The 23,749-nt window shown below is 70.5% G+C and carries 24 protein-coding genes and 1 riboswitch; of the genes, 18 read left to right on the top strand and 6 right to left on the bottom strand.

Going from position 1 to position 23,749, the window contains the following annotated elements; genetic code table 11:
• Window positions 1-88 precede the first annotated feature (88 nt).
• Complete coding sequence (locus J2Z79_RS01270; RefSeq protein WP_209465020.1) at window positions 89-382, top strand: YciI family protein; 294 nt, start codon at window positions 89-91, stop codon at window positions 380-382.
• Between the two features lie 50 nt (window positions 383-432).
• Here J2Z79_RS01270 and J2Z79_RS01265 read toward each other — a convergent pair whose 3' ends face one another.
• Window positions 433-870: a hypothetical protein gene (locus J2Z79_RS01265; protein WP_209465019.1), complete on the bottom strand. Its 438-nt coding sequence runs from the start codon at window positions 868-870 to the stop codon at window positions 433-435.
• A complete protein-coding gene (locus J2Z79_RS01260) occupies window positions 870-1,304 on the bottom strand; it encodes a hypothetical protein (protein ID WP_209465018.1) in 435 nt (144 codons plus the stop codon). Before J2Z79_RS01260 ends, J2Z79_RS01265 begins: the two co-directional genes overlap by 1 nt.
• A 212-nt stretch (window positions 1,305-1,516) precedes the next feature.
• Between J2Z79_RS01260 and thpR the strand changes: the two genes are divergently transcribed.
• The 11 genes from thpR to J2Z79_RS01205 all read left to right on the top strand — a co-directional run bounded on the left by thpR (window position 1,517) and on the right by J2Z79_RS01205 (window position 12,379).
• Complete coding sequence (gene thpR / locus J2Z79_RS01255; protein ID WP_209465017.1) at window positions 1,517-2,101, top strand: RNA 2',3'-cyclic phosphodiesterase; 585 nt, start codon at window positions 1,517-1,519, stop codon at window positions 2,099-2,101.
• 87 nt (window positions 2,102-2,188) lie between these two features.
• The gene (gene recA / locus J2Z79_RS01250) at window positions 2,189-3,241 is read left to right on the top strand and encodes a recombinase RecA (RefSeq protein WP_209465016.1); all 1,053 of its coding nucleotides are present in this window, start codon (window positions 2,189-2,191) and stop codon (window positions 3,239-3,241) included.
• Entirely contained in the window at window positions 3,234-4,052 is an 819-nt protein-coding gene (locus tag J2Z79_RS01245) for a regulatory protein RecX (protein WP_209465015.1), read from the top strand. Before recA ends, J2Z79_RS01245 begins: the two co-directional genes overlap by 8 nt.
• Window positions 4,053-4,101: 49 nt before the next feature.
• Entirely contained in the window at window positions 4,102-4,350 is a 249-nt protein-coding gene (locus J2Z79_RS01240; RefSeq protein ID WP_209465014.1) for a hypothetical protein, read from the top strand.
• 200 nt (window positions 4,351-4,550) lie between these two features.
• Window positions 4,551-5,237: a (d)CMP kinase gene (gene cmk / locus J2Z79_RS01235; protein ID WP_280953531.1), complete on the top strand. Its 687-nt coding sequence runs from the start codon at window positions 4,551-4,553 to the stop codon at window positions 5,235-5,237.
• 2 nt (window positions 5,238-5,239) lie between these two features.
• Window positions 5,240-5,860 (top strand): lysophospholipid acyltransferase family protein, encoded by a 621-nt coding sequence (locus tag J2Z79_RS01230; protein WP_209465012.1) that lies wholly within the window; start codon window positions 5,240-5,242, stop codon window positions 5,858-5,860.
• Between the two features lie 134 nt (window positions 5,861-5,994).
• Window positions 5,995-7,266, top strand: a complete 1,272-nt coding sequence (gene rpsA, locus J2Z79_RS01225) for a 30S ribosomal protein S1 (protein WP_209465011.1) — start codon at window positions 5,995-5,997, stop codon at window positions 7,264-7,266.
• A 147-nt stretch (window positions 7,267-7,413) separates the two neighbouring features.
• A complete protein-coding gene (locus tag J2Z79_RS01220) occupies window positions 7,414-9,714 on the top strand; it encodes a type IA DNA topoisomerase (protein WP_209465010.1) in 2,301 nt (766 codons plus the stop codon).
• A complete protein-coding gene (gene fni / locus J2Z79_RS01215; protein WP_209465009.1) occupies window positions 9,707-10,780 on the top strand; it encodes a type 2 isopentenyl-diphosphate Delta-isomerase in 1,074 nt (357 codons plus the stop codon). The genes J2Z79_RS01220 and fni overlap by 8 nt, the downstream gene beginning before the upstream one ends.
• Window positions 10,781-10,820: 40 nt before the next feature.
• Window positions 10,821-11,705 carry a hypothetical protein gene (locus J2Z79_RS01210; protein ID WP_209465008.1) on the top strand — a complete coding sequence of 295 codons (885 nt, stop codon included), beginning with the start codon at window positions 10,821-10,823 and terminating at the stop codon, window positions 11,703-11,705.
• Window positions 11,706-11,710: 5 nt separating this feature from the next.
• Entirely contained in the window at window positions 11,711-12,379 is a 669-nt protein-coding gene (locus J2Z79_RS01205; protein ID WP_245301799.1) for a carboxylesterase family protein, read from the top strand.
• Window positions 12,380-12,421: 42 nt separating this feature from the next.
• Here the strand turns inward: J2Z79_RS01205 and J2Z79_RS01200 are convergent, their stop codons facing one another.
• Together J2Z79_RS01200 and J2Z79_RS01195 are read right to left on the bottom strand one after the other, a co-directional pair.
• Entirely contained in the window at window positions 12,422-12,817 is a 396-nt protein-coding gene (locus J2Z79_RS01200) for a hypothetical protein (protein ID WP_209465006.1), read from the bottom strand.
• Window positions 12,818-12,822: 5 nt separating this feature from the next.
• Entirely contained in the window at window positions 12,823-14,805 is a 1,983-nt protein-coding gene (locus J2Z79_RS01195; protein WP_209465005.1) for a glycosyltransferase family 2 protein, read from the bottom strand.
• Between the two features lie 180 nt (window positions 14,806-14,985).
• Between J2Z79_RS01195 and J2Z79_RS01190 the strand changes: the two genes are divergently transcribed.
• From J2Z79_RS01190 to spoIVA, 6 genes are all read left to right on the top strand, one after another.
• A complete protein-coding gene (locus J2Z79_RS01190) occupies window positions 14,986-15,621 on the top strand; it encodes a hypothetical protein (protein ID WP_209465004.1) in 636 nt (211 codons plus the stop codon).
• A gap of 93 nt (window positions 15,622-15,714) precedes the next feature.
• The gene (der, locus tag J2Z79_RS01185) at window positions 15,715-17,130 is read left to right on the top strand and encodes a ribosome biogenesis GTPase Der (protein WP_209465003.1); all 1,416 of its coding nucleotides are present in this window, start codon (window positions 15,715-15,717) and stop codon (window positions 17,128-17,130) included.
• A 107-nt stretch (window positions 17,131-17,237) separates the two neighbouring features.
• Window positions 17,238-17,837: a glycerol-3-phosphate 1-O-acyltransferase PlsY gene (gene plsY, locus J2Z79_RS01180; protein WP_209465002.1), complete on the top strand. Its 600-nt coding sequence runs from the start codon at window positions 17,238-17,240 to the stop codon at window positions 17,835-17,837.
• 22 nt (window positions 17,838-17,859) lie between these two features.
• The gene (locus J2Z79_RS01175) at window positions 17,860-18,885 is read left to right on the top strand and encodes an NAD(P)H-dependent glycerol-3-phosphate dehydrogenase (RefSeq protein ID WP_209465001.1); all 1,026 of its coding nucleotides are present in this window, start codon (window positions 17,860-17,862) and stop codon (window positions 18,883-18,885) included.
• 168 nt (window positions 18,886-19,053) lie between these two features.
• Window positions 19,054-19,695 carry a sporulation membrane protein YtaF gene (gene ytaF / locus J2Z79_RS01170; RefSeq protein WP_342589395.1) on the top strand — a complete coding sequence of 214 codons (642 nt, stop codon included), beginning with the start codon at window positions 19,054-19,056 and terminating at the stop codon, window positions 19,693-19,695.
• A 127-nt stretch (window positions 19,696-19,822) separates the two neighbouring features.
• Window positions 19,823-21,304, top strand: a complete 1,482-nt coding sequence (spoIVA, locus tag J2Z79_RS01165; protein ID WP_209464999.1) for a stage IV sporulation protein A — start codon at window positions 19,823-19,825, stop codon at window positions 21,302-21,304.
• Window positions 21,305-21,713: 409 nt separating this feature from the next.
• Here spoIVA and J2Z79_RS01160 read toward each other — a convergent pair whose 3' ends face one another.
• Window positions 21,714-21,941: a DUF2249 domain-containing protein gene (locus J2Z79_RS01160; protein WP_209464998.1), complete on the bottom strand. Its 228-nt coding sequence runs from the start codon at window positions 21,939-21,941 to the stop codon at window positions 21,714-21,716.
• A gap of 492 nt (window positions 21,942-22,433) precedes the next feature.
• The gene (locus J2Z79_RS01155; protein WP_342589391.1) at window positions 22,434-23,372 is read right to left on the bottom strand and encodes a ribose-phosphate diphosphokinase; all 939 of its coding nucleotides are present in this window, start codon (window positions 23,370-23,372) and stop codon (window positions 22,434-22,436) included.
• A gap of 205 nt (window positions 23,373-23,577) precedes the next feature.
• Window positions 23,578-23,692: riboswitch (SAM riboswitch) on the top strand.
• The last annotated feature ends 57 nt before the right edge of the window (window positions 23,693-23,749 follow it).

The following is a 23,749-nucleotide window of genomic DNA, read 5'->3' as shown; positions in this document are numbered from 1 at the left end:
CCCTGACCGTTTTCGGACGGTCGGGGGCCGCCTTGTCCCTGTTTCCGGCCGCGTCGGGCCGGTACGATGGCAGGGGGGAGGTAATGAGATGGAGACCTGCTACATGATCCGGCTGACCCGCAAGCCGGGGTGCACGATCACGCCCGAGCTCCTGCAGGCCCACTACGCACACCTGCGGCGGCTGCAGGAGCGGGGGCAGCTGGTGCTCTGCGGGCCCTTCGCCGACCGCAGCGGCGGCATGACGATCATCCGGGCGGACTCCTTGGCCGAGGCGGAGGCCGTCGCGGCGGCAGACCCCCTGGTCTCCTCGGGCATGGAGGAGTGCGAGGTACGGGCCTGGGTGCTTACGGGAGGCGAGGGGCGGCCGCTCGAGAGCGGCTGAGGAGGCCGAAGACGGGCGTGAGGGGGACGGCAACCGCGGGTGCCGCCCCCTTAACGCGTTCCCCGCTCGGCCACGGAGGCCAGGAGGCTCTGGACCCACCGGTGCAGAGAGGCGCGCCGCCCGGCGATCTCTGCCCGGATGCGCTCTTGCTCGGCCTGCAGCGCCGCCATGCGGCGGGCGTGCTCCTCCTCCAGGTCGGCGATCTCCCGCGCCAGCACCAGCTCCTGGATGGGCGCCATCGCCTGGTGGCGGTCGAGCCCGGTGCGGAGCTGCTCCAGCCGGGTGCGGGCGTCGCGCACCTGCTCCTCCAGCGCCGCGCACTGCGCCTGCAGATCCGCCTCCTCGGCCTTCACCTGGTCGATAGCCTCCCGGAGCTGGCGCAGCTCCAGGGCGGACTGTTCCTCCTGCTCCCGCAGCCGGCGCTGGGCCTCGGACAGGGCGATTCCCCAGAGCGTCCGCCGCAGCCGGCGGTTGCCGGAATCCGGCATCAGCCCTCGCCCCCTTCCTGCTCCCGCAGGTACGCCTGCAGCTGGAGGAAGGGCTCCACCGCGGCCAGGATGCCCTCGGCGATCTGCCGCTCGAGGGCGATCCAGCTGTCGCGCTCGCGGCGCGCCGCTGCCAGGGCCGCCTCGCGGTCGGCGCGCTCCCGTTGGTGCCGCTCGAGCACCTCCCGGCGGCGGGCCTCGAACTCGGATTCCGATCGGGCGAAGGCCTCCAGCGCCTGGCGGATCTCCTCGTCCAGCCGGTCGCGCTCCGCCGTGAGCCGGTAGCGCCGCTGCCTCAGCTCGGCCGCACGCCCTGCGGCCTCGGACAGCCTGGCCTTCAGGATATCCACCTGCGCGCGGTGGGCGGCCTTGCGGGCCGCCAGCTCCGCCTCCAGGTCGGCAGGGTTGACCCCGATCGGGCTGCGCGGCGCTTCCATACAGCGATCTCTCCCGTAAGAGTGTTTCTCTACCTGTACACGAAGCGCTGGTGGCAGAGGTTCAGTCGAATACCATTCACACACAAAGCGGGTTTTCGAACGGATGTTCCGGTTTTCGTGCGCAGACTGAAGGAATCACGCCCCGGGGCGTCGAACCTGCGAAGAGAACCAGAGAACTGGCGGGGAGTTCCCCGTATCCGTGGGGGATGGCGATGATCCGGTGTTTTGCCGCGGTGGAGGTGCCGGCGCCGGCCGTACGGCGGGCGCTGGAGGGGGCGCAGGGGCGGCTGCGGCAGGCCCTGGGCCGCGACGCAGATCAGGTCAAGTGGGTGCCCTCGCACCAGTTCCACTTCACCCTGCGGTTCTTCGGGGAGATCGGGCCCGCCGACGTCGAGGTGGCTGCGGGCGCCCTGCGCCGCGCGGCGGCAGCCACCCGCCCCTTCCGGCTGGAGGTGGCGGGGCTCGGCGCCTTTCCCAGCCCTTCCCGCCCGTCCGTGCTGTGGGCGGGGACGGGCGAGGGGCGTGACCGGCTGGTGGCCCTGGCCCGGAAGGTGGAAAACGAACTGGCGGCGTGCGGCTTCGCCCGGGAGGCGCGGCCGTTCCTTCCCCACCTGACCCTCGGGCGGGTGCGCCGGGGGGCGGTGCTCCCCCGCTCACTGCAGGAGTGCCTGGCGGCGCCGGCGGTCTCCTACGGGTCGTGGCCGGTGGAGCGGCTGGTCCTGATGCGCAGCGACCTGATGCCGGCCGGCCCGCGGTACACGGTGCTGGCAGCGGCCGAACTGATGCGCGGGGAGTAGCCGCGCACAGGCTTGTCAGGCAGCGGTGGGTGGCCTATACTGAAGGCAGGCGGTTTGGCAAATATTGGCTGGGAGGATTCGGGACGAATGGCACTGGAAGCGGGAAAGCAGAAGGCCATAGAGATGGCCCTGGCCCAGATTGAGAAGCAGTTCGGCAAGGGTTCGATCATGCGGCTCGGCGAGCAGATGGCCAAGCTGAACATCGAGGTGATCCCCACCGGCTCCGTGGCGCTGGACGTGGCGCTGGGCGTCGGCGGCCTGCCCCGCGGCCGGATCACGGAGATCTACGGCCCCGAGTCCTCTGGCAAGACGACGGTGGCGCTGCACGTCATCGCCGAGGCGCAGAAGGCGGGCGGCGTGGCGGCCTTCGTCGACGCGGAGCACGCCCTGGACCCGGTCTACGCCAGGGCCCTGGGGGTCGACATCGACAACCTGCTGATCTCCCAGCCCGACACCGGCGAGCAGGCGCTCGAGATCACCGAGACGCTGGTGCGCTCCGGCGCGGTGGACGTGGTCGTGGTCGACTCGGTCGCGGCGCTGGTGCCCAAGGCCGAGATCGAGGGCGAGATGGGCGACTCGTTCGTCGGCCTGCAGGCCCGCCTCATGTCGCAGGCGCTGCGCAAGCTGACCGGCGCGATCTCCAAGTCCAAGTGCGTCTGCATCTTCATCAACCAGATCCGCGAGAAGGTCGGCGTGATGTTCGGCAACCCCGAGACCACGCCGGGCGGCCGAGCCCTGAAGTTCTATGCCACGGTGCGGCTCGAGGTGCGGAAGTCCGAGACCCTGAAGAACGGCCAGGAGGTGGTCGGCTCCCGCACGCGCGTCAAGGTCGTGAAGAACAAGGTCGCCCCGCCCTTCAAGCAGGCCGAGTTCGACATCCTCTACGGCCAGGGCATCTCCAAGGAAGGCAGCCTGATCGACATCGGCGTGGAGCTGAACCCGCCGGTCATCGTCAAGTCGGGCGCCTGGTTCTCCTACGGCGACCAGCGCATCGGCCAGGGCAAGGAGAACGCCCGCGAGTGGCTGAGGCAGCACCCTGAGGTGGCTGCGGAGATCGAGCAGAAGATCAGGGAGCGGCTGATGGTCGGGGCGGCGCCGGTCAGGTCGGCGACGGACGACGTCCCGGACTACGATGCGTGACCAGAGGGGGACCGGCAGCGCCGGTCCCCGCCGGCGTAAGGGGACCGGGCGCAGGCCGGTGGACCCGGAGGCGCTGCGCGCCGTCTCCGGCCGCATCACCGCGCTCGAGGAGCAGCGCGACCCCGAGCGGCGCTCGCTCTTCGTCGACGGCGAGTTCGTCCTGGGGCTCCACCTGGAGACCATCCTGCGCTGCCGCCTCAAGGTGGGCCAGGACGTGGACGGGGAAGCGCTCTGGCAGGCTTACGCCCTCGACCTGGAGAAGCAGGCCTGGGAAGCCGGGCTGCGGCTGCTGGCTGCGGCGCCCCGGACCCGGCGGGAGCTCGCCCGCCGGCTGGGCCGCACCTACCCGCCCGAGACGGTGGAGCGGGTTGTCGCGCGCCTGGCGGACGCAGGCTGGCTCGACGACCGCGCCTTCGCGGCCAATTACGTGCGGTCCCACCCGGACTTCGGTGCCCGGCGGCTGCTGGCCGACCTCGCCCGCAAGGGCGTGGACCGGGCTGTAGCCGCGGCGGTGGTTCAGGAGGAGCGGGGCGAGGAGGAGGCCGTGGAGCAGGCCCGTGCGGTGGCTGCGGCCCGCCTGAGGCGAATGGGCCAGGTGGACCGCCTGACGGCCGGGCGGCGGCTGGCCGGTTACCTCGCCCGGCGCGGCTTCGGCCCCGAGGCGGTGCGGGCGGCGCTGGAGCCGCTGCTGCGCGACCTGCCCGCCCCCGCCGTCCCCGGCCGCTCCGGCCTCCGCACCGCACCCCGGGGTGCGGGATGGCGCCGAAAACCCGGTGCGGCCCTGTATGGCGGGGAGGAGAGCGACGCATAATGAGGGTTACCTCCACATAAGATAGGCGTGGACAGGAGGTGGCCCAGGGGTGGACCGACCGGCAGCGCGGACGGATTGGCGGGCGGAGGCGGAGAGGGAGGCGATCGAGTCCTTTCAGGACCGGCACGGCAGCCTGGCGGACCGGGTGGAGCGGGTCCTGATGCGGCTGGTCGTGCTCGGGCTGGTCGTCCTCGGCCTCGCCCAGTCCCTGGGCCTGGGGCGGTTCGGCCTGATTTCGGCGCTGGAGGGGGTACCCGTCCAGGAGGTCAGCGACTGGATCCGGCGTTCCGGCCAATAAGGACGCAGAGGGGAGCGCACGCTGGGGCGCTCCCTTTTTGCACTCCTGTAGATCTGTGCCAGTTTGACGAAGCAATTCGGGTCTGCTAATCTAAGGAAGGGAGTCTCCGCCACCATGTACAAGTGCATATAGCAATGAGTTGCGCCCGCGCCGGATCCGACCGGATCCCGGCGACCGGGCGATTGGAGTGGTATCGTACCTTGACAGAGGCCAGCAGGCCCCGCGAACTCGTCATCGCCATGGACGGTCCTGCCGGCGCCGGCAAGAGTACGCTGGCGAAGATCGTCGCGCGCCGGCTCGGCTACCTCTACGTCGACACCGGCGCCATGTACCGGGCACTGGCGCTGAAAGCTCTGCGCCTGGGGATCGCCGAGACGGACCGGGAGGCGCTCGCCGCCATGGGGGCGACCACGGAGGTGCGGCTGGAGCGCACGGCCGACGGCGGCAACCGGGTTCTCCTGGACGGGGAGGACGTCACGGCCGAGATCCGCTCGCCCGCCGTCTCCGCCATCGTATCCCGGGTCTCGGCCGTCCCGGAGCTGCGTGCCCTGATGATCGAGCAGCAGCGGGCGATGGCCCGCTCGGGCGGCGTGGTCATGGACGGCCGGGACATCGGCTCCTACGTGCTGCCGGACGCCGACCTGAAGTTCTTCATCACGGCCTCGCTGCAGGAGCGGGCCCGCCGGCGACAGCTGCAGCTGCGCGCCGAGGGCCACCAGGCCGAGCTCGGGCAGGTGGAGGCCGAGATCGCCCGCCGGGATGAGCAAGATATGAACAAGGGTGCCCACTCGCTGATGCAGTTGCCGGAGTCGATCGTGATCGATACCACCGGCAAGGAGATTGAAGAGGTCGTCGCAGAAATCCTGGGCCACTGCCGGAGGGCGTAGCCATGTGGCTTTACGGTTTTGGCAAGGCCGTGGTGGGAACGCTCTACCACCTCATCTACCGCATCGAGGCGGAGGGGGTGGAGAACATCCCCGCCACAGGCGGCGTCATCCTCTGTGGCAACCACATCAACGCGCAGGACCCTCTGATCATCGGCATCGCCAGCCCGCGGCCCGTCTGCTTCATGGCCAAGGAGGAGCTGTTCCGGTCCGCCTTTCTGCGGTTTCTCATCCGGGGGCTGGGCGCCTTTCCGGTGAGGCGCGGCAGCGCCGACCGGGCCTCGCTGAAACACGCCCTCTCCCTGCTCGCCGAGGGCAAGTGCTTCGGCATCTTCCCTGAGGGAACCCGTTCGCCCACGGGCGAGCTGAAGAAACCTGAGCCGGGCACCGCCTACATCGCCCTGAAGTCGGGTGTGCCCGTCATCCCCGTGGGCATCACGTCCACCTACCGGCTGTTCAGCCCGGTCCGCATCCGGTTCGGGCCGCCGGTCGATCTCGAGCGGTTCCGCGACAGCAAGCTGAACGGCGCGACGCTGGAGCAGGCCAGCGAGGCCATCGCAGACGCCATCAGCCACCTGCTGGACCCGCCGGGCCTTCCCAGGGCCCAGGGCCGGGGATCGCCGTAGAGGGTGGAGTCAGGTTTGGGTAAGCCGCCGCCCGGGGCCGGTTATCATAATGCGAATCTGGAAGGTAATGTATGGTTCGAGTCGGTCGCGCCGGTGCCGCACCCGTTTCCGAGCCATCGAGGAGGTCTACGATCGTGCAGGAGTTTGACAACCAGGGTAGGGAGAACGAGACCATGGACGAAGCCCAAGCCCGCGCCGAAATGGAGGCTGCCCTGCGAGTGCCCAAGCCGGGCGAGATGGTCACGGGGCAGGTCGTACGCGTGAGCGAGGACTCGATCATGGTGGACGTCGGGTACAAGTCCGAGGGCATCATCCCGCTGAACGAGCTGTCCCACCGCCCGCTGCGCAGCGCGGAGGAGGCCGGGCTCAAGGTCGGCGACGAGGTGCAGGTGGTCGTCCTGAGCGTCGACGCCAAGGGCGAGGGCGGCCTGCGCATCAGCAAGCGCCGCGCCGACGAGCGCCTGGCCTGGGCGGAGATCGAGCGGAAGTTCGAGTCGGGTGAGGTCATCGAGGCCGAGGTGACCGAGGCCGTCAAGGGCGGCCTGGTCGTGGATCTCGGACTGCGTGCCTTCCTGCCCGCGTCGCAGGTAGACCGCGGCTTTGTGGCCGACCTGTCCAAGTTCGTCGGCCAGAAGATCCGGGCGAAGATCATCGAGCTGGATCCGCACAAGGGGCGCGTCATCCTCTCCCGCAAGCAGGTGATCGAGGCCGAGCGTGAAGCCCGGCGGAAGGCCTTCTGGGAGTCCGTCGAGGAGGGCGCGGTCCTGGAGGGCACCGTCAAGTCCCTCACCGATTTCGGCGCCTTCATCGACCTCGGTGGCGTGGACGGCCTGCTGCACATCTCCGAGATGTCCTACGGCCGCATCAAGCACCCCTCCCAGGTCCTGAAGGAGGGCGAGCAGATCAAGGTCAAGGTCCTGCGGCTCGACCGCGAGAAGGGCAAGGTCTCGCTGGGCCTGAAGCAGGTGCTGCCCGATCCCTGGGAGTCCGTGGCGGAGCGGTACCCCGAGGGTTCCATCGTCGAGGGCACCGTGGCCCGCCTGGCGACGTTCGGCGCCTTCGTCGAGCTGGAGCCCGGCGTTGACGGTCTGATCCATATCAGCCAGCTGGCCGACCGCCGGATCAACAACCCGGGTGAGGTCGTCTCCATCGGCCAGCAGGTGAAGGTCAAGGTCGTCGGCGTGGATGCCGAGAACCGCCGGATCAGCCTCTCGCTGCGTGCTGCTGAGGAGGAGCTGGCCGCCGAGGCGGTTGCCGCCCAGGTGACCCCGCTGGACGAGCTCACGGGCGAGGCGCCCCTGGAGGACGTGGCGGCCACCGAGAGCGAGACTCCTGCGGAGGCTGAGGCCCCCGCTCAGGCCGAGTCCGGCGCGGAGTCCCCCGCTGAGGAGAAGGCCGAGGAGTAAGCGTGTGACCCGGGCCCGGTCCCCCGTCGGGGGGCCGGGCTCTTTTTGCGCGGCTGGGGTGGGAACATCCAGAATCAGGGAAGCGGGTTCCAGCAAGGCAGGACTTCGGCCGGGGGGAGGCGAACATAGTTTCTGAGGTGGGAAAGCTTGTCCGGCAAACCGTTGATCATCGCCGAGAAGCCCTCGGCCGCCCAGGCCATCGCCGAGGCGCTGGGTGGTTTCCGCCGGCGCGAGGGCTATCTGGAGTCGTCCGATTACCTGCTCTCGTGGGCCGTCGGCCACCTGGTGGAGCTGCAGGCCCCGGAGGAGTACGATCCGCGCTGGAAGCGCTGGGCCATGGCCACCCTGCCGATCATCCCCGATGCGTTCCGCCTGAAGGTGCTGCCGCGGACCCGCGCGCAGTTTCAGGTGCTCGCCAGGCTCGGCAAGCAAGCACCTCGCCTGATCAACGCCTGTGACTCGGGCCGGGAGGGCGAGCTGATCTTCCGCTACATCTGCCAGGCAGCGGGGCTCCGCGCCCCGGTGCAGCGACTCTGGGTGTCGGCCCTTACGCCGGAGGCGATCCGGAAGGCCTTTGCCGAACTGCGCCCCCAAGCGCAGTACGACCGGCTCTACCAGTCGGCCCGCTGCCGGGCGGAGGGCGACTGGCTGGTGGGCATCAACGCCACCCGCGCCTTCACCGTGAAGTGGGGCGACCTGCTCTCCGCCGGCCGCGTGCAGACGCCCACGCTGGCGATGCTGGTCCGGCGGGAGCGGGAGATTGAGGCCTTCCGTCCGGAGCCATACTGGGAGGTGATCGCCGAGTTCGTGACGGCCGGCGGCCAGCGGTATGCCGGCAAGTGGTTCCGACCCGAGGGCGATCGGCTGCCGGACGCCCAGTCGGCGCAGGCCGTCGTGGAGCGGGTGCACGGGGCGCAGGGCGCCGTGGAGTCCTGCGAGGCGAAACCCGTCGCCGAGCGGCCGCCGCAGCTCTTCGACCTGACCAGCCTGCAGCGGGAGGCCAACCGGCGCTACGGGCTCACGGCGGCGGCCACGCTCAAGGCCGCTCAGGCCCTCTACGAGGCGAAGCACATCACCTACCCCCGCACCGACTCGCGCTACCTGGCCGCCGCGCTGGTACCGGAGCTCCCGCGGGTCGTGCGGGCGCTGGGCGGCCTGCCCGACCTGGCGTCGCTCGCAGCCGAGGCTGACGTGAAGCGGGTGCACCGGGGCAACCGCCGGGTGGTGGACGACGCCCGGGTCACCGACCACCACGCGATCATCCCGACCACCGACGTGCCCCGGGGCCTGGCCGGGGCCGAGGCCAGGATCTACGACCTCATCGCCCGCCGCTTCCTGGCCCAGTTCTACCCCGACGCCCGCTTCCTGGAGCAGGAGGTGGTCACCCGGGTCGGGCCCTATCCCGACCGGTTCCGCAGCCGGGGGCGGCAGGTGCTGGACCCGGGCTGGCGGCGGGTCGAGCCCGAGCCGGTCCGTTCCCGCCGCAGGGATCCGGAGGCCGGGGAGGAGGAGGACGCGCCGCAGGTGCTGCCTCCGCTGGAGGACGGCCAGCCCGTCTCCGTGGGTGCGGTGGAGAGCCGGGAGCGGACCACCCGGCCGCCGCGGCGGTACACCGAGGCGACGCTGCTTTCCGCGATGGAGTACGCCGGCCGCGAGGTGACGGACGAAGCGCTCCGGGAGGCGATGAAGGGCCACGGCCTGGGCACCCCGGCCACCCGGGCGGCGATCATCGAGCGGCTGAAGGAAGTGGGATACGTCCGGAGTGAGAAGAAGACCCTGCTCCCCACGCCCAAGGGGCGCCGCATGGTGGAACTGGTGGAGGCCGCAGGCGCCGCGGTGCTCCTCAGCCCAGAGCTGACCGGCGAGTGGGAGCGCCGCATCGCGGCGATCCAGGCCGGGGAGTACGACCCCGGGCGGTTCATGCAGGAGATCCGGGAGCTCACGGCCCAGGTGGTGGCGCAGGTCCGGTCGGCGCCTGGCGGCAGCCCCGTCCCGGCGGAGGGCGGGAGTGCTGCGCGCGTGCAGGTGAACGGCGCGGAGGCCGGGCCGGATGCCGCGCCGGACGAGGGGGATGCGCCGGACGTGCTGGCAGTGGCCTGTCCCCGCTGCGGCGGGGCGGTGCGCAAGGGAAGCCGGGGCTGGACCTGTGCGCGCGAGGGGTGCAGCCTGCGGGTCCCGGCCTACCTCTGCGGCAAGGTCGTGGACAGGAGCGTGGCGGAGGAGATCCTCACCCGCGGCCGGAGCCAGCTCATCAGGGGCTTCACCTCGCCCCGCACGGGCAGGAGCTTCGCCGCCTTCCTCGTCCTGAAGGAGAGCGGGGAGGTGGGCTTCGAGTTCCCGCCGGACCGGCCGCGGCGGCCGAGCGGGTCGCGGGCGGGAACGGCCGGGCGGACCCGCCGTACGAGGTCCCGGGCGGGCACCCAGGAGGGGAGAAGTCAGCATGAGTGAACGGCAGCGGCGCAAGCTCGACCACGTGCGGCTGGCCGTCGCCGGGCCCGGGGCGAGGGCCGGCGGCGCCGGCTGGGAGGACGTGCACCTGGTCCACCGAAGCCTGCCCGAACTGGCCACCCACGAGATCGATCTGCGCACGTCCATCTGCGGAGTCCCCCTGGCCAGGCCGGTCATGATCAATGCGATGACCGGCGGGGCGCCGGGCGTCACGGCCATCAACCGCGACCTGGCCGCCGCGGCGGCGGAGCTGGGCCTGGCGATGGCCGTGGGCTCGCAGACCGCCGGGCTGCGGGAGCCGGAGGTGGTGGAGAGCTACCGGGTGGTGCGGCGTGTCAACCCGCGCGGCGTCATCCTGGCCAACCTGGGCAGCGACGCCACGCCGGAGCAGGCGCGCGCCGCGGTCGAGATGGTGGAGGCCGACCTGCTGCAGCTTCACCTCAACGCCCCGCAGGAGCTGCGCATGCGGGAGGGCGACCGGGACTTCCGCGGGCGCCTGGAGCGCATCGCCCGCATCGTCCAGGAGCTTTCCGTGCCCGTCGTCGTGAAGGAGTGCGGCTTCGGCGTGTCGCGCGAGACGGCCCGGCAGCTCTACGAGGCCGGCGTGCGCGCCATCGACGTCTCCGGCCGGGGCGGCACCAACTTCGTCTGGATCGAGGACCGCCGGGCGGGCGTGGTCGAGGGCGACCCCGGGCTGGAGGGCTGGGGGCTGCCGGCGGCCTGCGCCCTGGCCGAGGTGGCGGCGCTGGACCTGTCCGGGCTGGAGCTGATCGCCAGCGGCGGCATCCGCCACGGCACCGACGCGGCCAAGGCCCTGGCGCTGGGCGCCCGGGCGGTAGCCGTCGCCGGGCCGGTGCTGGCCCGGCAGCAGCGGGAGGGCGCGGCGGGCGTGCGCGCCTACCTGGAAGGGCTGCTGGCCGACCTGCAGACGGCCTGCCTGCTCTGCGGCGCACGCGACCTCGCCGCGCTCCAGCGGCAGCCGGTTGTCATCACGGGCTTGGTGGGCGAATGGTGCCGCCTCCGGGGGGTGGACCTCGCCGCACTCGCCAACCGGTCGCAACCGTAGCCCTCCCCGTGTCGTCTCCTTACGGGGAGGGAAGATTCAGATGGAACATCGGGGTTCGGAGCAGAGCTGGCAGACGCTGCCGGGGCGGAGGCGGTGGGTTCGCCGGTACGCCTGGCTGGCCCTGCTGGTGCCGCTGTTGGCCTACGCCGCGGCGGTCGGGCTGGCGTACTGGCGCCCGCCCCTGCACTGGGACGGGTCGATGTATCGCATCCCCGGAAGCCCGTCCCTGGTCATGTACGAGGTGCTCAATCGCGGGCCGCTCCCGGTCGTGATCGAGTCCGTAGAGGTCGCAGGCGTGCTGCCGCCGGACGAGATCGCGGTCGTCCTGCCGGAGGCGTGGACCGTGTGGCGCCTGACCGAGGTCTACGCGCGGGGCGAGGGGGTGGAGCTCCTTCCGGAGACCGGCTGGCGCCTGGAGCCGACGCCGCCGCCGGCTCCGCTCGAGCATGCGCCCGGCGTCCTGCTGGTCTGGTACCCGACCGTCGACCTGCGCTGGCTGCACTGCCCCACCTTCCGGTACCGCTACCTGGGCTGGCCGATGGCCCTCCGGGGCCACTGCCGTAAAGCGCTGCGCGGCCCTGCGCTGCATGACGGAACCAGCGTTCCGCCCGACTGGGGGGAGTGGCAGAGCGCGGGTGGCGGCGTGCGCTACCGCCTGCAGCGGACCGAGGAAGACCTGTTCATCGAGCTGGCCCCGGAGCCCGGGCACACGCCAGGTGAGATCGTTCTCAACCACTTCCGGGAGGAGCCGGGCCGAGGGCGCGCCCGCTTCTGGTTCCGGCTGATCACGCTCACAGACAAACCGACCCAGGTGAGCCAGTTGATCAGCGTGCCGCTGCGCTGGGGTGAGCCGGACCCCATAGTGGAGTTTGAGATCATTCCTATCGAAGAGTGGCGGGAAATGGACTATGGCGAGAAAGGGTGACGCCGATGCAGCATGACCGGTCGTTCACACGGGTGATCCAGAAGCAGGTCGGCGCCAGATACCTGCTGTTCCTGCCCGAGGGTTACGGCGCCGATCCGGCGCAGCGGTGGCCGCTGATCCTCTTCCTGCACGGCGCGGGCGAGCGCGGCAGCGACCTCAGCCTGGTGAAGCGGCACGGGCCGCCCCGGCTGGCGGAGGAGCGGCCCGCGGACTTCCCGTTCATCGTCGTCTCGCCCCAGTGTCCGGAGGGGGAGACCTGGGATGCAGACGTGCTGCTGGCGCTGCTGGACGAGGTCTGCGCCACGTACGCGGTGGACGAGGAGCGCATCTACCTGACCGGGCTCTCCATGGGCGGCATGGGCGCCTTCGACCTCGCCCTGACCGCGCCGCACCGCTTCGCCGCCGTGGCCCCGATCTGCGGCGCGGGAAACCCCCTGCGGGTGCGCCCGGAGCACGCGGTCCTGCCCTTCTGGATCTTCCACGGCGACCAGGACGAGATCGTACCGCCCGCGATGTCGGCGCAGATGGTGGAGGCCCTGCGAGCCGTCGGCGCCCCGGTCAAGTTCACGCTCTACCCGGGGGTGGCGCACGATTCCTGGACCCAGACGTACGCCAACCCCGAACTCTACCAGTGGTTCCTGCAGCATCGCAGGCACGGCGCCGCGACGGCGTGAGCCCGCGCGGTCTTCGCCAGCCAGCGCCGCCGGCGCGCTGAGTCAGCGCCAGCCCCGCCACCCGGCGCCGCCCATGCGCACGCCCAGCACGCGTCCGTCCGTCTGATCCACCAGCACCTCGACCCGCCGGGGCTGCTCCCCGAGAGCCGAGGTGAACCGCACCAGGAGCCCCTCCCCGACCAGGTCCACCAGCGCGTCCGGCCTGAAGCGCTGGAGGCCCCGGGCGGCGGCGGGGCTCAGTCCTTCCAGCACGCGCGGGGCCGCGTGCGCCTCGTACCACGCCGCGACCTCCGGGTGCGCCGCGGCCGCCGCGATGGCCTCGGCGGGGCGGACGGGCAGGGGTCGGGCGCTGCAGCCGGTGAGCAGCAGCAGCCCCGTCAGGACGCCGATGGCGGCGTACGGCCGGGCGGCGATGTTCTGATCCCTTGGGACAGCCACAGGCATCACTCCCTCGTGCGCGGCGTCTTGACCCAGTGGCTCGGGCCCTTGCCGGCCGCCGCCAGCACGAGGGCGCTGAAGTAGGGCACCGGGAAGAGGAAGCCCGCCAGCGGCAGCACGAGGATCTGGCCCACGGCGCCCAGCTGCCCGAGCCACATCAGCGGCCGGCTGGTCGGGTCCACGTACCGCAGGTAGCGCAGCAGCAGGTAGACGGCAAAGGCGATGTAGAGGGCCGACATCATGTGGAGGCCGTAGCGCCACACCGGCGGCACCACGGTGGGGTCCACCAGCCCCATGGTCCAGAGGATGAAGACCGTGAGCGGCACCAGCGTCGCCGCCTGGTAGAAGAGCCACTGGGCCTGCCCCTTGAACCAGAGCGACCGCAGAAGACGCTGGCGCTGCTCCCGGGTACCGAGCTGCTCGGCGCGGATCTTGCGCATCACCTGCAGGTGGCCGCTGGCCCAGCGCAGGCGCTGGCGGTAGAAGCCCATGAACGTCGGCGGCGTCTGCTCGCTGGAGGGGTAAGGCAGGTACTCGGGCCAGGCCCGGGCCTTGAGCCAGGCGCGGGTTCCCAGCTCCAGATCCTCCGTGAGGGTCGAGGAGTCGAAGCCGCCGATCTCGTGCAGCAGGCGGGTCTCGACGAAGACGTTGGTGCCGCCCACGAAGGGGATGGAGCGGTAGACCACCGGCAGGTGCCACTCGTGGCTGATGGCCGTGAACAGGGAGGCCAGCTTGCAGAACGCGCCCATGTCGTACCAGTTGCGCACCTGGAAGACGGGGCCCTGGAAGATGCGGGGCAGCGGCGTGTCGGTCCGGCGGGCCTCCAGGACCCGGTGGGCCAGGTAGAGCATCACCCGGCTGTCGGGCCGGCTTTCGGCGTCGTAAAAGCCGCACCAGGTCGAGCGCCCGTCGATGAATCTCAGGGCCCAGTTCAGGGCCCGGCCCTTGGTGGAGGGCACGGTGACGCCCAGGCAGCGGCCGTTCAGCTGGCCGTCGAAGTCCACAGGCACCACCACGTGCCGGACCGCCGGCGCAGCGGGCCGGGCTGCGTACTCGGCCACCTTGCGCGCCATGATGTCCTGGGTGGTCGGGTAGACCTCCCGGTAGGCCGCGGCGAGGCGTTCCGCGAGCAGCGGGTCGGCGGCCAGCCGCTCCAGCCGCACCATCAGGTCTGCGGCCAGGGCGGAACAGAGCGACTGGATCAGCTCCCGCGTCAGCGAGTGGTGCGCCTGGGCGGCCAGCGTGGCCAGCCGGCGCCCCAGCGCCGCGCCGTCCTCGCCCCGCAGCGAGGCGAAGGCCACCGCGCAGGGTATCGCCAGCGAAAGCAGCGCCGCGTAGGCGCGCTGCAGCGGTTCCTGGCCCAGATCCGGCAGCCGGGACCGCAGCGTGCGCAGGAGGCGGTACTCGGGACTGCCCGCGCCCTTGCGCAGGAGGCGCAGCGCCGCTTCCCAGATGATGGGCCTGAGCAGCGGCGCGGGGATGCGCCGCAGGTGCTGGATTCCCTCGTCCGGGCCGAGCCGGCGGGCGGCCTCGCCGATGCCGTCCAGGGCCATGCCGGCGATGAGGGCCATCACCAGGCCGCCCGCGGTCGAGTCAGGCGCGGGCATCCTCCTTTCCCGCAGCGCGGCCACCGCATCCGCCACCGCGGTGCTGCGGCGCTGGGCGGCCGCCTGCTCCTCCTTCGCGTCGGTCACCACGAGCACCTCGTAGAGGTCGTGTGGATAGGTGAGGCCGGCCAGGTGATCCACTGTCCGCTCGATGACGTCGGCCTCGTTGCGTGCGGGGACGATCAGCGAGAAGCGCGGCAGCGCCTGCCCCATGCTCTGGGCCTGCTTGACCAGCCGATCCAGAGAGAGCTCGGGCCGGTGCCGCCAGTAGGTTACGTCTGCATAGCGCTTCCACCATAAGAGGCGCAGGAAAAGCCCAAAGAAAAAGAGGTGGAGTCCCACGGCCACCAGATAGACCCACTCTGCTGTGTCGAGCTGCATCAGGCGGGACCCTCCCACTGGGTGATGACAGCCTTTAGGTTGGCGATACCCAGTGGCGATTATGCTCCGCGGCCGCCCGCACCGAGGGCTTGGGGCAGGTATAGGATGGGCGCAGCGTGCGCAAGCTGATCCAATGACTGGCAGGACATGCAGGCCCTGTCGGATGGGAGGTGACGCCCTGTGATGCCCGTGAGCCCGATCCTGCTCCTCGTGCTGTTGGTGCTGGCCGCTTCCGGCTTTCTGACCGGCCCGCTGCGCCGCCTGGGCCTGACCCCGCGCTGGGGGCTGGCGCTCCTCGGTGCGATGCTGGCGGGCAGCCTGGTGGAGCTGCACCTGACGCCCCGCCTCACCCTCAATTTCGGCACGGGGCTGCTGCCGCTCTGCCTGGCGCTCTACCAGGTGCGGGCCATGCGCCGCTGGTGGGAGCCGGGGCTGGCGGTCGGCGGCGCGCTGACGGGGGCCGCCAGCCTGGCCGCGCTCAGCCTCTACTTCCCGCCCGGGCAGCCCACCGAACTGAACCTGTTCTACCTGGACGCTCAGTACCTCTACGCCACGGTGGCCGGCACGCTCGGCTGTCTGATCGGCCACACGCGCCCCGCCGCCTTCGCCGCAGCGGTGCTCGGCTCGCTCTTGGCTGACCTCTACCACTACTTCCGCTACGTGGCGGCCAGCCAGCCCGACGTGGTCTTCCGCCTGGCCGGCGGCGGTTTCCACGGCACGGCTCTGGTGGCGGGGGTGCTGGCGCTGACCCTGGCCGAGCTGCTGCACCGGCCGGGCGACGGCCGGCCCGCGTCCCCCGATCTGCCGGTCTCTTGACCGTTAATGGTCGTTCCTGGATAATGGGCTGGGCGGGGGTGACAGGCTGTCGTACCCCCGCGCACCATCCGCAGGCATCGGGGGAACACGCCTATGAAACCGATCGTAGCTATTGTGGGCCGGCCCAACGTGGGCAAGTCGACCCTTTTCAACCGACTGATCCAGAGCCGGCAGGCGATCGTCGAGGACCTGCCGGGGGTGACACGCGACCGCCTCTACGCCGATGCGGAGTGGAACGGGCGCACGATCACGCTGGTGGACACCGGCGGCATCCAGCTCGACAAGGACGGCGACACCATCGAAGCCCACGTGACCCGGCAGGCCGAACTGGCCATCCGGGAGGCGGATGTGATCGTCTTCGTGGTGGACGTCACCCAGGGGGTGACGGCGCCGGACCTGGAGGTGGCCGAGCGGCTGCGCCGCGTGCGCAAGCCGGTCATCGTCGCGGTGAACAAGGTGGAGAACCTGAAGCGCGAGGACGAGGCCCTGGAGTTCTGGTCGCTGGGGCTCGACCAGGTCATCTCGGTCTCCGCCGAGCACGGCATGGGGACCGGCGACCTGATGGACGCGATCGTCGCCGCCCTGCCTTCCGCCGTACCGGAGGAGCCGGAGGAGGGCGGCCCGGTCCGCGTGGCGGTCATCGGCCGGCCCAACGTGGGCAAGTCGTCGCTGGTGAATGCGATCCTGGGCGAGGAGCGGGTGATCGTCTCCGACGTCGCCGGCACGACCCGGGACGCCATCGACGTGCTGGTGGAGCGGGGCGAGGACAAGTTCCTGCTGGTCGACACGGCGGGCATGCGCCGCCGGGCGAAGGTGGAGCAGCCCGTGGAGCGCTATTCCGTGATGCGGGCCCTGCGGGCCGTGGAGCGGGCCCAGGTGGTGCTCGTCGTCGTCGACGCGACGGACGGCGTCACCGAGCAGGACCAGCGCATCGCCGGCTATGCGCACGAGAACGGCAAGGCGTGCATCGTGGTCGTCAACAAGTGGGACCTGGTGGAGAAGGACGACCGGACCATGGCCAAGAAGACCGACGAGGTGCGGGCGCGGCTGGCGTTCATGGACTACGCCCTCGTCCACTTCGTGTCGGCCAAGACCGGTGCGCGCGTGCACCGGCTCCTGCCGCTGATCAAGGAGGCGGCGGCCAACCACGCCCGGCGCATCCCCACCCGGGAGCTGAACGACCTCGTGCGGGAGGCCTATGCGCTCAACCCGCCGCCCTCCGACAAGGGCCGCCGGCTGAAGATCCTCTTCGCCACACAGCCCCACGTGAGCCCGCCCGGCTTCGTCTTCTTCGTGAACGACGCCGAGCTCGTGCACTTCTCCTACAAGCGGTACCTGGAGAACCGGCTGCGGGAGACGTACCGCTTCGAGGGCACGCCGATCAACCTGTACTTCCGCACCCGCGCCAAGGTGAAGCTGCCGGAGCGGCCCGGTCGCGTGCGGCGGGTGCTGGCCGGCGGCCAGACGCGGGCCATCCGGCGGGCGGCCCGCAAGCGTTCCACCGAGTAGGGGGCGCCGATTCTGCAAATTAGAACCTCCTACTAAAACCAGGAATAACCCAGCGGACGGCGAATCAGAGATGTGACCCGAATCGCCCATGGGAGGGGACGCGAGCGGTGACCGATCTGATCGTTGTAGGCATTATGGGCTACCTGCTGGGTTCGGTGCCGGTGGGCTTCCTGGTGGGGCGGCTGCGTGGCATCGACGTGCGCCGCTACGGCAGCGGCGCCACCGGCGGGACCAACGTGCTGCGCACCCTGGGCCCCTGGGCCGCGCTCTTCACGGTGGCGTGCGATATCGGCAAGGGCCTTCTGGCGGCCTACCTGGGCCAGCGCCTGGCGGGCGATTGGGGTTACGCCGTCGGGGGCTTCCTGGCCTCCCTGGGCCACTCCTACCCGGTGTGGCTCCGCTTCCGCGGCGGCAAGAGCGTGGCGACCAGCGGCGGCGTGGCGCTGCTGCACTACCCCCTGCAGGTGCTGCTGGGCATCCTGGCCGGGGCGCTGGCCGTGCTGCCCACCCGCTGGGTCTCCCTGGGGTCGCTGGTGGCCACGGCGGCCGTCGTCATCCAGGTCTTGGTAGCGGGTGCGCCCCTGGCGCACCGCCTGCTGGTGGTCGGCCTGGCCGTCGTCATCTACGTCCGGCACTGGGAGAACATGAAGCGCATCGCCGCAGGCACCGAGAACCGGCTCGGCGTGCGCGCCCAACCCCGGCCGTAGGCGGGTGCAAGGGGGGAGGCGCGTGGGTCTGCGGATCGCGATCCTGCCCGCCGGCACGTGGGGCACCGCCCTGGCGGTACCCGCGGCGGCGGGCGGCAACGTCGTCCGGCTCTGGCGGCGCACGCCCGGCTGGACGGAGCGGTGGGACAGGGGGCACCCGGCCTTGCCGGGGCTGCGCCTGCCCGGGAACGTGGAGGCGTGTGAGCGCCTGGAGGATGCGGTCGCTGGGGCCGATCTGGTGGTGCTGAGTCCCGCCGGCGCCGGATTGCGGGCCACCTGCCGGCTGGTGGGGCCGCACCTGCGCGCGGACGCCGTCATCGTCACCGTCACCAAGAGCATCGAGCCGGAGACGCATCTGCTGGTGCACCAGGTGGTGGGTGAGGAGCTGCCCGCGCACCGGGACCGGGTCGTGGCGCTCTCGGGCCCCAACTTCGCTCACGAGGTGGCGGCCGGCCTGCCCACCGGGACGGTGGCCGCCTGCCCCGACCTGGAGCTCGCCGACCGTGTCCAGGCGGCGCTGATGACAGACCGGTTCCGGGTCTACACCAACCCCGACCTGACCGGGGTGGAACTGGCCGGCGCCCTGAAGAACGTCATCGCCCTGGGGGTGGGCATCGCCGATGGGCTGCAGATGGGCGACAACGCCCGGGCGGCGCTGATCAGCCGCGGGCTGGTGGAGATGGCCCGCATCGGCCGGACCATGGGGGCGAACCCGCTGACGTTTGCCGGGCTCTCCGGACTGGGCGACCTGGTGCTCACCTGCACCGTTGACAGCTCCCGCAACCGGCGGGCGGGCCTCGCCATCGGGCGGGGGAAGAGCGCCGCCCAGTTCGTGGCCGAGACGGGCCTTACGGTGGAGGGCATCGCCACCACCCGGGCGGCCTGGCAGCTGGCGCAGAAGCTGGGCGTCCGCATGCCCATCACCGAGGCGATCTACCGCGTGCTGTACGAGGGGCTCCCGCCGCTGGAGGCGATGGCCCGGCTCATGGCCAGGCCCCGGGCCCACGAGCTGGAGGAGGTCGCCGAGGTGGAGGGGCCGATCGGGTAGCGGAGATATCGTGCGGCCCTGGGAGCGCGTAGTGCGCTTCCAGGGCCGCTTTGCGTCCGCAAGGGGCACCGGGCCGCCGGACACGCCTGCCGGCACCGGTCACCCTGGCCGGCCCCGGGGCGTAGGATGCCCGTGTACCCGTATGGGGGGTGCCTCGGATTGGACGCTGTGTCGCTTGTGCTGCTCGCCCTCGCCGTCAGCCTCGACTCGCTGATGGCGGGGCTCCTGTACGGCCTGCGGGGGCTCCGGCTGCCCTGGGAGGCCGCGGCCATCGTGAGCCTGGCCACCGGGCTGCTCCTCGCGGCCTCCATGGGCGCCGGGGGGATGGTGGCCGGCCGGCTCGCGCCGCAGCTGGCCCACCGGATGGGAGCTGCGATCCTGGCCCTGACAGGCATCTGGATTATCTTCCAGACGGTGCGGTCGCGGCCGGGGGCCGTGCCGCCCGCACGGGACCCGGCGCCGCTGCACCGGGTCTGGCGGCTGCGCCTGGGCTCGGTGGGCATCGTGGTGGAGATCCTGCGGGAGCCGGCGGCTGCGGACCTGGACCGCTCGGGGCACATCAACGCACACGAGGCCCTGCTGCTGGGCCTTGCCCTGGCCCTGGACTCGACGGCCGCGGGGCTGGGCGCGGCGCTGACGGGCTTCTCGCCGGTTGGCCTGCCCCTGGCCGCGGCCTGCGCCACGTTCGTCCTGCTGACGGCCGGCTCGCGCCTCGCCCACCGCCTGCCCCTGCGCCTGAACGGCCGGTGGGCCGCGCTACACGGGGTGCTCCTGACCCTGCTTGGACTGTACCGGATGCTTGGACGGTAGACATACCCTCCCGGGGCGCCTCATAGCATTAGCGGTAGGACACGGGACCCGGGCCACATTCTGAGTACGAATGCCGCGGCGAGTGTGCGGCCGCCCGGCGTCGCGGCGACCTAGGGAGGGTACTGGCGTGGAGAGGATCGACATCTTTGAGGACGTTGCGAGGCGGACCGGAGGGGACATCTACATCGGCGTGGTGGGCCCGGTCCGGACGGGGAAGTCCACCTTCATCCGCCGCTTTGCTGAGCAGGTCATCCTGCCCAACATCCCGGACGAGTACGAGCAGGCCCGCATCCGCGACGAGCTGCCGCAATCCGGCAATGGCAAGACGATCATGACCGTCGAGCCCAAGTTCGTGCCCGACGAGGCCATCGAGCTGACCATCGGCGAGGGGCTGACGGTGCGGGTGCGCCTGGTCGACTGCGTGGGCTACGCGGTCGAGGGCGCACTGGGCTACATGGACGAGCAGGGCTCCCCGCGCATGGTCCGCACGCCGTGGTTCGAGGGCGAGATCCCGTTCCACGATGCGGCCGAGATCGGCACCCGCAAGGTGATCGCCGAGCACGCCACCATCGGCGTGCTGATGACCACCGACGGGTCCATTACCGACCTGGCCCGGGGGAAGTACCTGGAGGCCGAGGAGCGGGTGGTCGCCGAGCTGCAGGCCCTGGGCAAGCCGTTCGTGATCGTGCTGAACACCACCCGGCCCTACGCGCAGGAGACGATGGAGCTGGCCGGCGAGCTCGAGGTGAAGTACAACGCACCCGTCATCCCGGTGGACGCCAGCGAGCTGACTCAGGACGACGTGCACCTCATCCTGGAGCAGGCGCTCTTTGAGTTCCCGGTGCGGGAGGCCAACATTGCCCTCCCGCGGTGGGTGGAGGAGCTCGACAGCTCCCACCCGGTGCGCGTGCAGTTCGAGGAGGCCATCGCCGAGGCGCTGCAGGGCATCCAGAAGATCCGCGACGTCGACGCCGCCGTCGAGCGGCTGGGCTCTTACGAGTTCATGGCGTCCGTCAACCTCAAGTCCATCGACATGGGCGCAGGCGTCGCCCACGTGGAGACCGAGGCCAGGGACGACCTCTACTATCAGGTGCTTGAGGAGATCACCGGCGTTCCCCTGGAGGGGAAGCACACCATGGTCCGCCTGCTCCGGGAGTACTCCGAGGCCAAGCGGGAGTATGACAAGGTGCGGGACGCCCTGGCCGACGTGAAAGCCACCGGCTACGGCGTGGTCACCCCGGACATCTCCGACATGATCTTCGAGGAGCCCGAGCTCGTGCGGCAGGGCGTGATGTACGGGGTGAAGCTGCAGGCCACGGCCCCGAGCCTCCACTTCATCCGGGCCGACATCACGGCCGAGGTGACGCCGATCATCGGCACGGCGAAGCAGGGCGAGGAGCTGGTGCAATACCTGCTCGACCGGTTCGAGGACGACCCGCAGCAGCTGTGGGAGTTCGACATCTTCGGCAAGTCGCTGCACGAACTGGTGCAGGAGGGGATCCGGGCGAAGCTGCACCGGATGCCGACCGACGCCCAGGTCAAGCTGCAGGAGACCCTCAGCCGGATCATCAACGAGGGCTCCGGCGGGCTGATCTGCATCATTATCTGAGTCGGGAGGGGGCCGGAGCGTTGATCGAAGTCAGGAGGGGGGCGGAGCCCCCCTCCCGACACCCACCCCCTGGCAGTTGCAGGTCTCGACGCCGATGAACCCCAACCTGTGGAGCCCGAAGGTGCAGGGCCTGAGTCGGATAGACCCCAGAATGCAGAGTCCCCGCCCGCAGAACCAGAAGCCGAGGAGACGCTGGGGCGGTTCGCAGCGCTGGTGACGGCGGGTGACACCGTCGTCAGAACCCGGGACGGGTCCTGGGTGATCACCGAGCTGTCGGGAACGAGTCGGCCGCGGCCGCTGTGAGCGCGACCGAGGCGGGCGGCGCCATCCGCCGTGAGGGGAGGCGCTGCCTGGCGAATGGGAACGGGAGGGGGCAATCCCCCTCCCGTCTCGTACTCAGACCGACAGCCTACTTCCTGATGATCAGTACCTTCCAGACATCGGGGCCCTGCTGCTCGTATTCCCAGTCGAACGTGCCGGGGCGCTCCGCGGCGAACTGGTAGTACAGGGGCTTGGGATCGTGGTCGTTCACGAGCCGCATCTGCCCGCCCGGGGGCAGGTTCTCGAAGGTCTCGAAGATGAGCGGGTGCCGGCGGAAGGGCGGGATCTCGCGCACATCAAGCTCCTTGACGTCCATCGGTGCACACCACCTTCATTGAGAGTCAGTCTCAATGATACCCGTGATGGATGAAGCTTAAGTGACGCGCGTCACCAATCGTCCTGGTCAACCCCAAGAGCTGCCCGCACAAGGGTGTGCCGCGCCACCCGTCGGTATGCGTGCTGGGTTGCTCCGTATCCGGCGCGGCGCTCAGGCTGCAGACGAAATCCGGGTGGTCCCTCGAGCGCTCTGTCCGCCGAGCCACGCTGAACTGACCACAGAGGGGGTGCTCACTCATGATCCGTCGAGGCTCGCTGCTTGCGCTCGGGATGACTGCCGCGCTCGCCATCCTGGTGTATGGATCCACAAGCCTGGCAACGGCTCAGTGGAGACTGAAGTCCGAACCATCCATCGCCGCAGGCCCGGATCTTCCTGCGGGGGCTGGTCACGGGACCGTTCACAGGTGAAGTGTCAGTGTTTCTACAGCCCACGGACCGCTCCGAATCAGGAGCGGCCCTGCCTCGTGATCATTCACATTTCAAACAGGCTGGAGATCGACTCGCCGGTGGTCACCCGGTCGATGGCGGCGGCCAGCAGGGGGGCGACCGAGAGTTCGGTCACCTTGGGCGGGAGGTCCTGGTGCGGAAGCGTGTTGGTCACCACCACCTCGTCGATCGCGCTCTGCTGCAGCCGCTCCAGGGCGTTGTCCGCGAAGAGGGCGTGGGTGGCGCAGACGTAGATGGCGGAGGCGCCCTGCTCGTGCAGCACCTCGGCGGCGGCCAGCAGGGTGGAGCCCGTGGCGATCTCATCCTCGAAGACGATGGCCTCCCGCCCCCGGACGTCGCCGATGAACGCCGTGATCGCTACGGTGTCCGTGTTGCCGTGCCGGTGCTTCTCCATGATCGCCAGCGGGATGTTCAGGGCCCGGGCGAAGGTCAGGGCCCGCTTGGCGGCGCCGGCGTCGGTGGCCACCGCCACCGGGGCGACGAGGCCCTTGGTGCGCATGTACTGGGCGAACAGCGTGGTCGCCGTCAGATGGTCGCAGGGGATGGAGAAGAAGCCCTGGATCTGCGGCGAGTGCAGGTCGATCGTCATGACCCGGTCGGCGCCCGCCGTGGTGAGCAGGTCTGCCACCAGGCGCGCCGTGATCGGGACGCGGGGTTGGTCCTTCTTGTCGGAACGGCCGTAGGGGTAGTAGGGGAGGACCGCGGTAATGCGCCCGGCTGAGGCCCGCTTGAGGGCGTCGATCATGATCAGCGTCTCCATCAGGTTCTCGTCCACCGGCGGGCAGGAGGTCTGCACGACGAAGACCTCGCGCTCCCGCACGTTCTCCTCGATCTGGACGAACAGGTTGTCGTTCTTGAACTTCATGACCTGAGCCCTGGCCAGCTCTACACCGAGGTGCTGACAGATCTCGCGCGCCAGATACCTGCTTGCCCGGCCAGAGAAGATCTTGCGACCGGCGATCACTTCCAGTATCCTCCCTTACTTCCCGTGAAAAAAGTCATAGGCATAGCCTTCGTGAAATGGGGGATGTTACCCTGCTGCCGCTAAGGCCGGGGAGTCCACACCGCGTCCGGCTATTGACAGCCGCAGCACCGGCATGTTAGTATCCTTCCTAAATCTGAGACAACTGCATATCGTACGCCGTCCCGACGGAGAACGCTCCGGCGGGCTCTTATCCAGAGAGGTGGAGGGAACTGGCCCGATGAAACCCGGCAACCCAGGGCGCCCGGTGGCGTCTGAAGGTGCCAATTCCACCGGCGGCTCACGCCGTCGGAAGATAAGAGAGCGGGCCAGAGCCAATGCCAGTTCATATCGGGCCGCTCCCTTATCGGGGGCGGCCT

It is taken from the genome of Symbiobacterium terraclitae, from assembly GCF_017874315.1.
Taxonomy (GTDB): Bacteria; Bacillota; Sulfobacillia; order Symbiobacteriales; family Symbiobacteriaceae; genus Symbiobacterium; species Symbiobacterium terraclitae.
Note: the sequence above shows the minus strand (reverse complement) of the source record. Positions and strands in the feature narration are given on the sequence as shown.

Coding starts and splice junctions, on each gene's coding strand:
- J2Z79_RS01270 (WP_209465020.1), top strand. CDS start 89: ATGGAGACCTGCTACATGATCCGGCTGACCCGCAAGCCGGGGTGCACG.
- J2Z79_RS01265 (WP_209465019.1), bottom strand. CDS start 870: ATGCCGGATTCCGGCAACCGCCGGCTGCGGCGGACGCTCTGGGGAATC.
- J2Z79_RS01260 (WP_209465018.1), bottom strand. CDS start 1,304: ATGGAAGCGCCGCGCAGCCCGATCGGGGTCAACCCTGCCGACCTGGAG.
- thpR (WP_209465017.1), top strand. CDS start 1,517: ATGATCCGGTGTTTTGCCGCGGTGGAGGTGCCGGCGCCGGCCGTACGG.
- recA (WP_209465016.1), top strand. CDS start 2,189: ATGGCACTGGAAGCGGGAAAGCAGAAGGCCATAGAGATGGCCCTGGCC.
- J2Z79_RS01245 (WP_209465015.1), top strand. CDS start 3,234: ATGCGTGACCAGAGGGGGACCGGCAGCGCCGGTCCCCGCCGGCGTAAG.
- J2Z79_RS01230 (WP_209465012.1), top strand. CDS start 5,240: ATGTGGCTTTACGGTTTTGGCAAGGCCGTGGTGGGAACGCTCTACCAC.
- fni (WP_209465009.1), top strand. CDS start 9,707: ATGAGTGAACGGCAGCGGCGCAAGCTCGACCACGTGCGGCTGGCCGTC.
- J2Z79_RS01210 (WP_209465008.1), top strand. CDS start 10,821: ATGGAACATCGGGGTTCGGAGCAGAGCTGGCAGACGCTGCCGGGGCGG.
- J2Z79_RS01205 (WP_245301799.1), top strand. CDS start 11,711: ATGCAGCATGACCGGTCGTTCACACGGGTGATCCAGAAGCAGGTCGGC.
- J2Z79_RS01195 (WP_209465005.1), bottom strand. CDS start 14,805: ATGCAGCTCGACACAGCAGAGTGGGTCTATCTGGTGGCCGTGGGACTC.
- der (WP_209465003.1), top strand. CDS start 15,715: ATGAAACCGATCGTAGCTATTGTGGGCCGGCCCAACGTGGGCAAGTCG.
- J2Z79_RS01160 (WP_209464998.1), bottom strand. CDS start 21,941: ATGGACGTCAAGGAGCTTGATGTGCGCGAGATCCCGCCCTTCCGCCGG.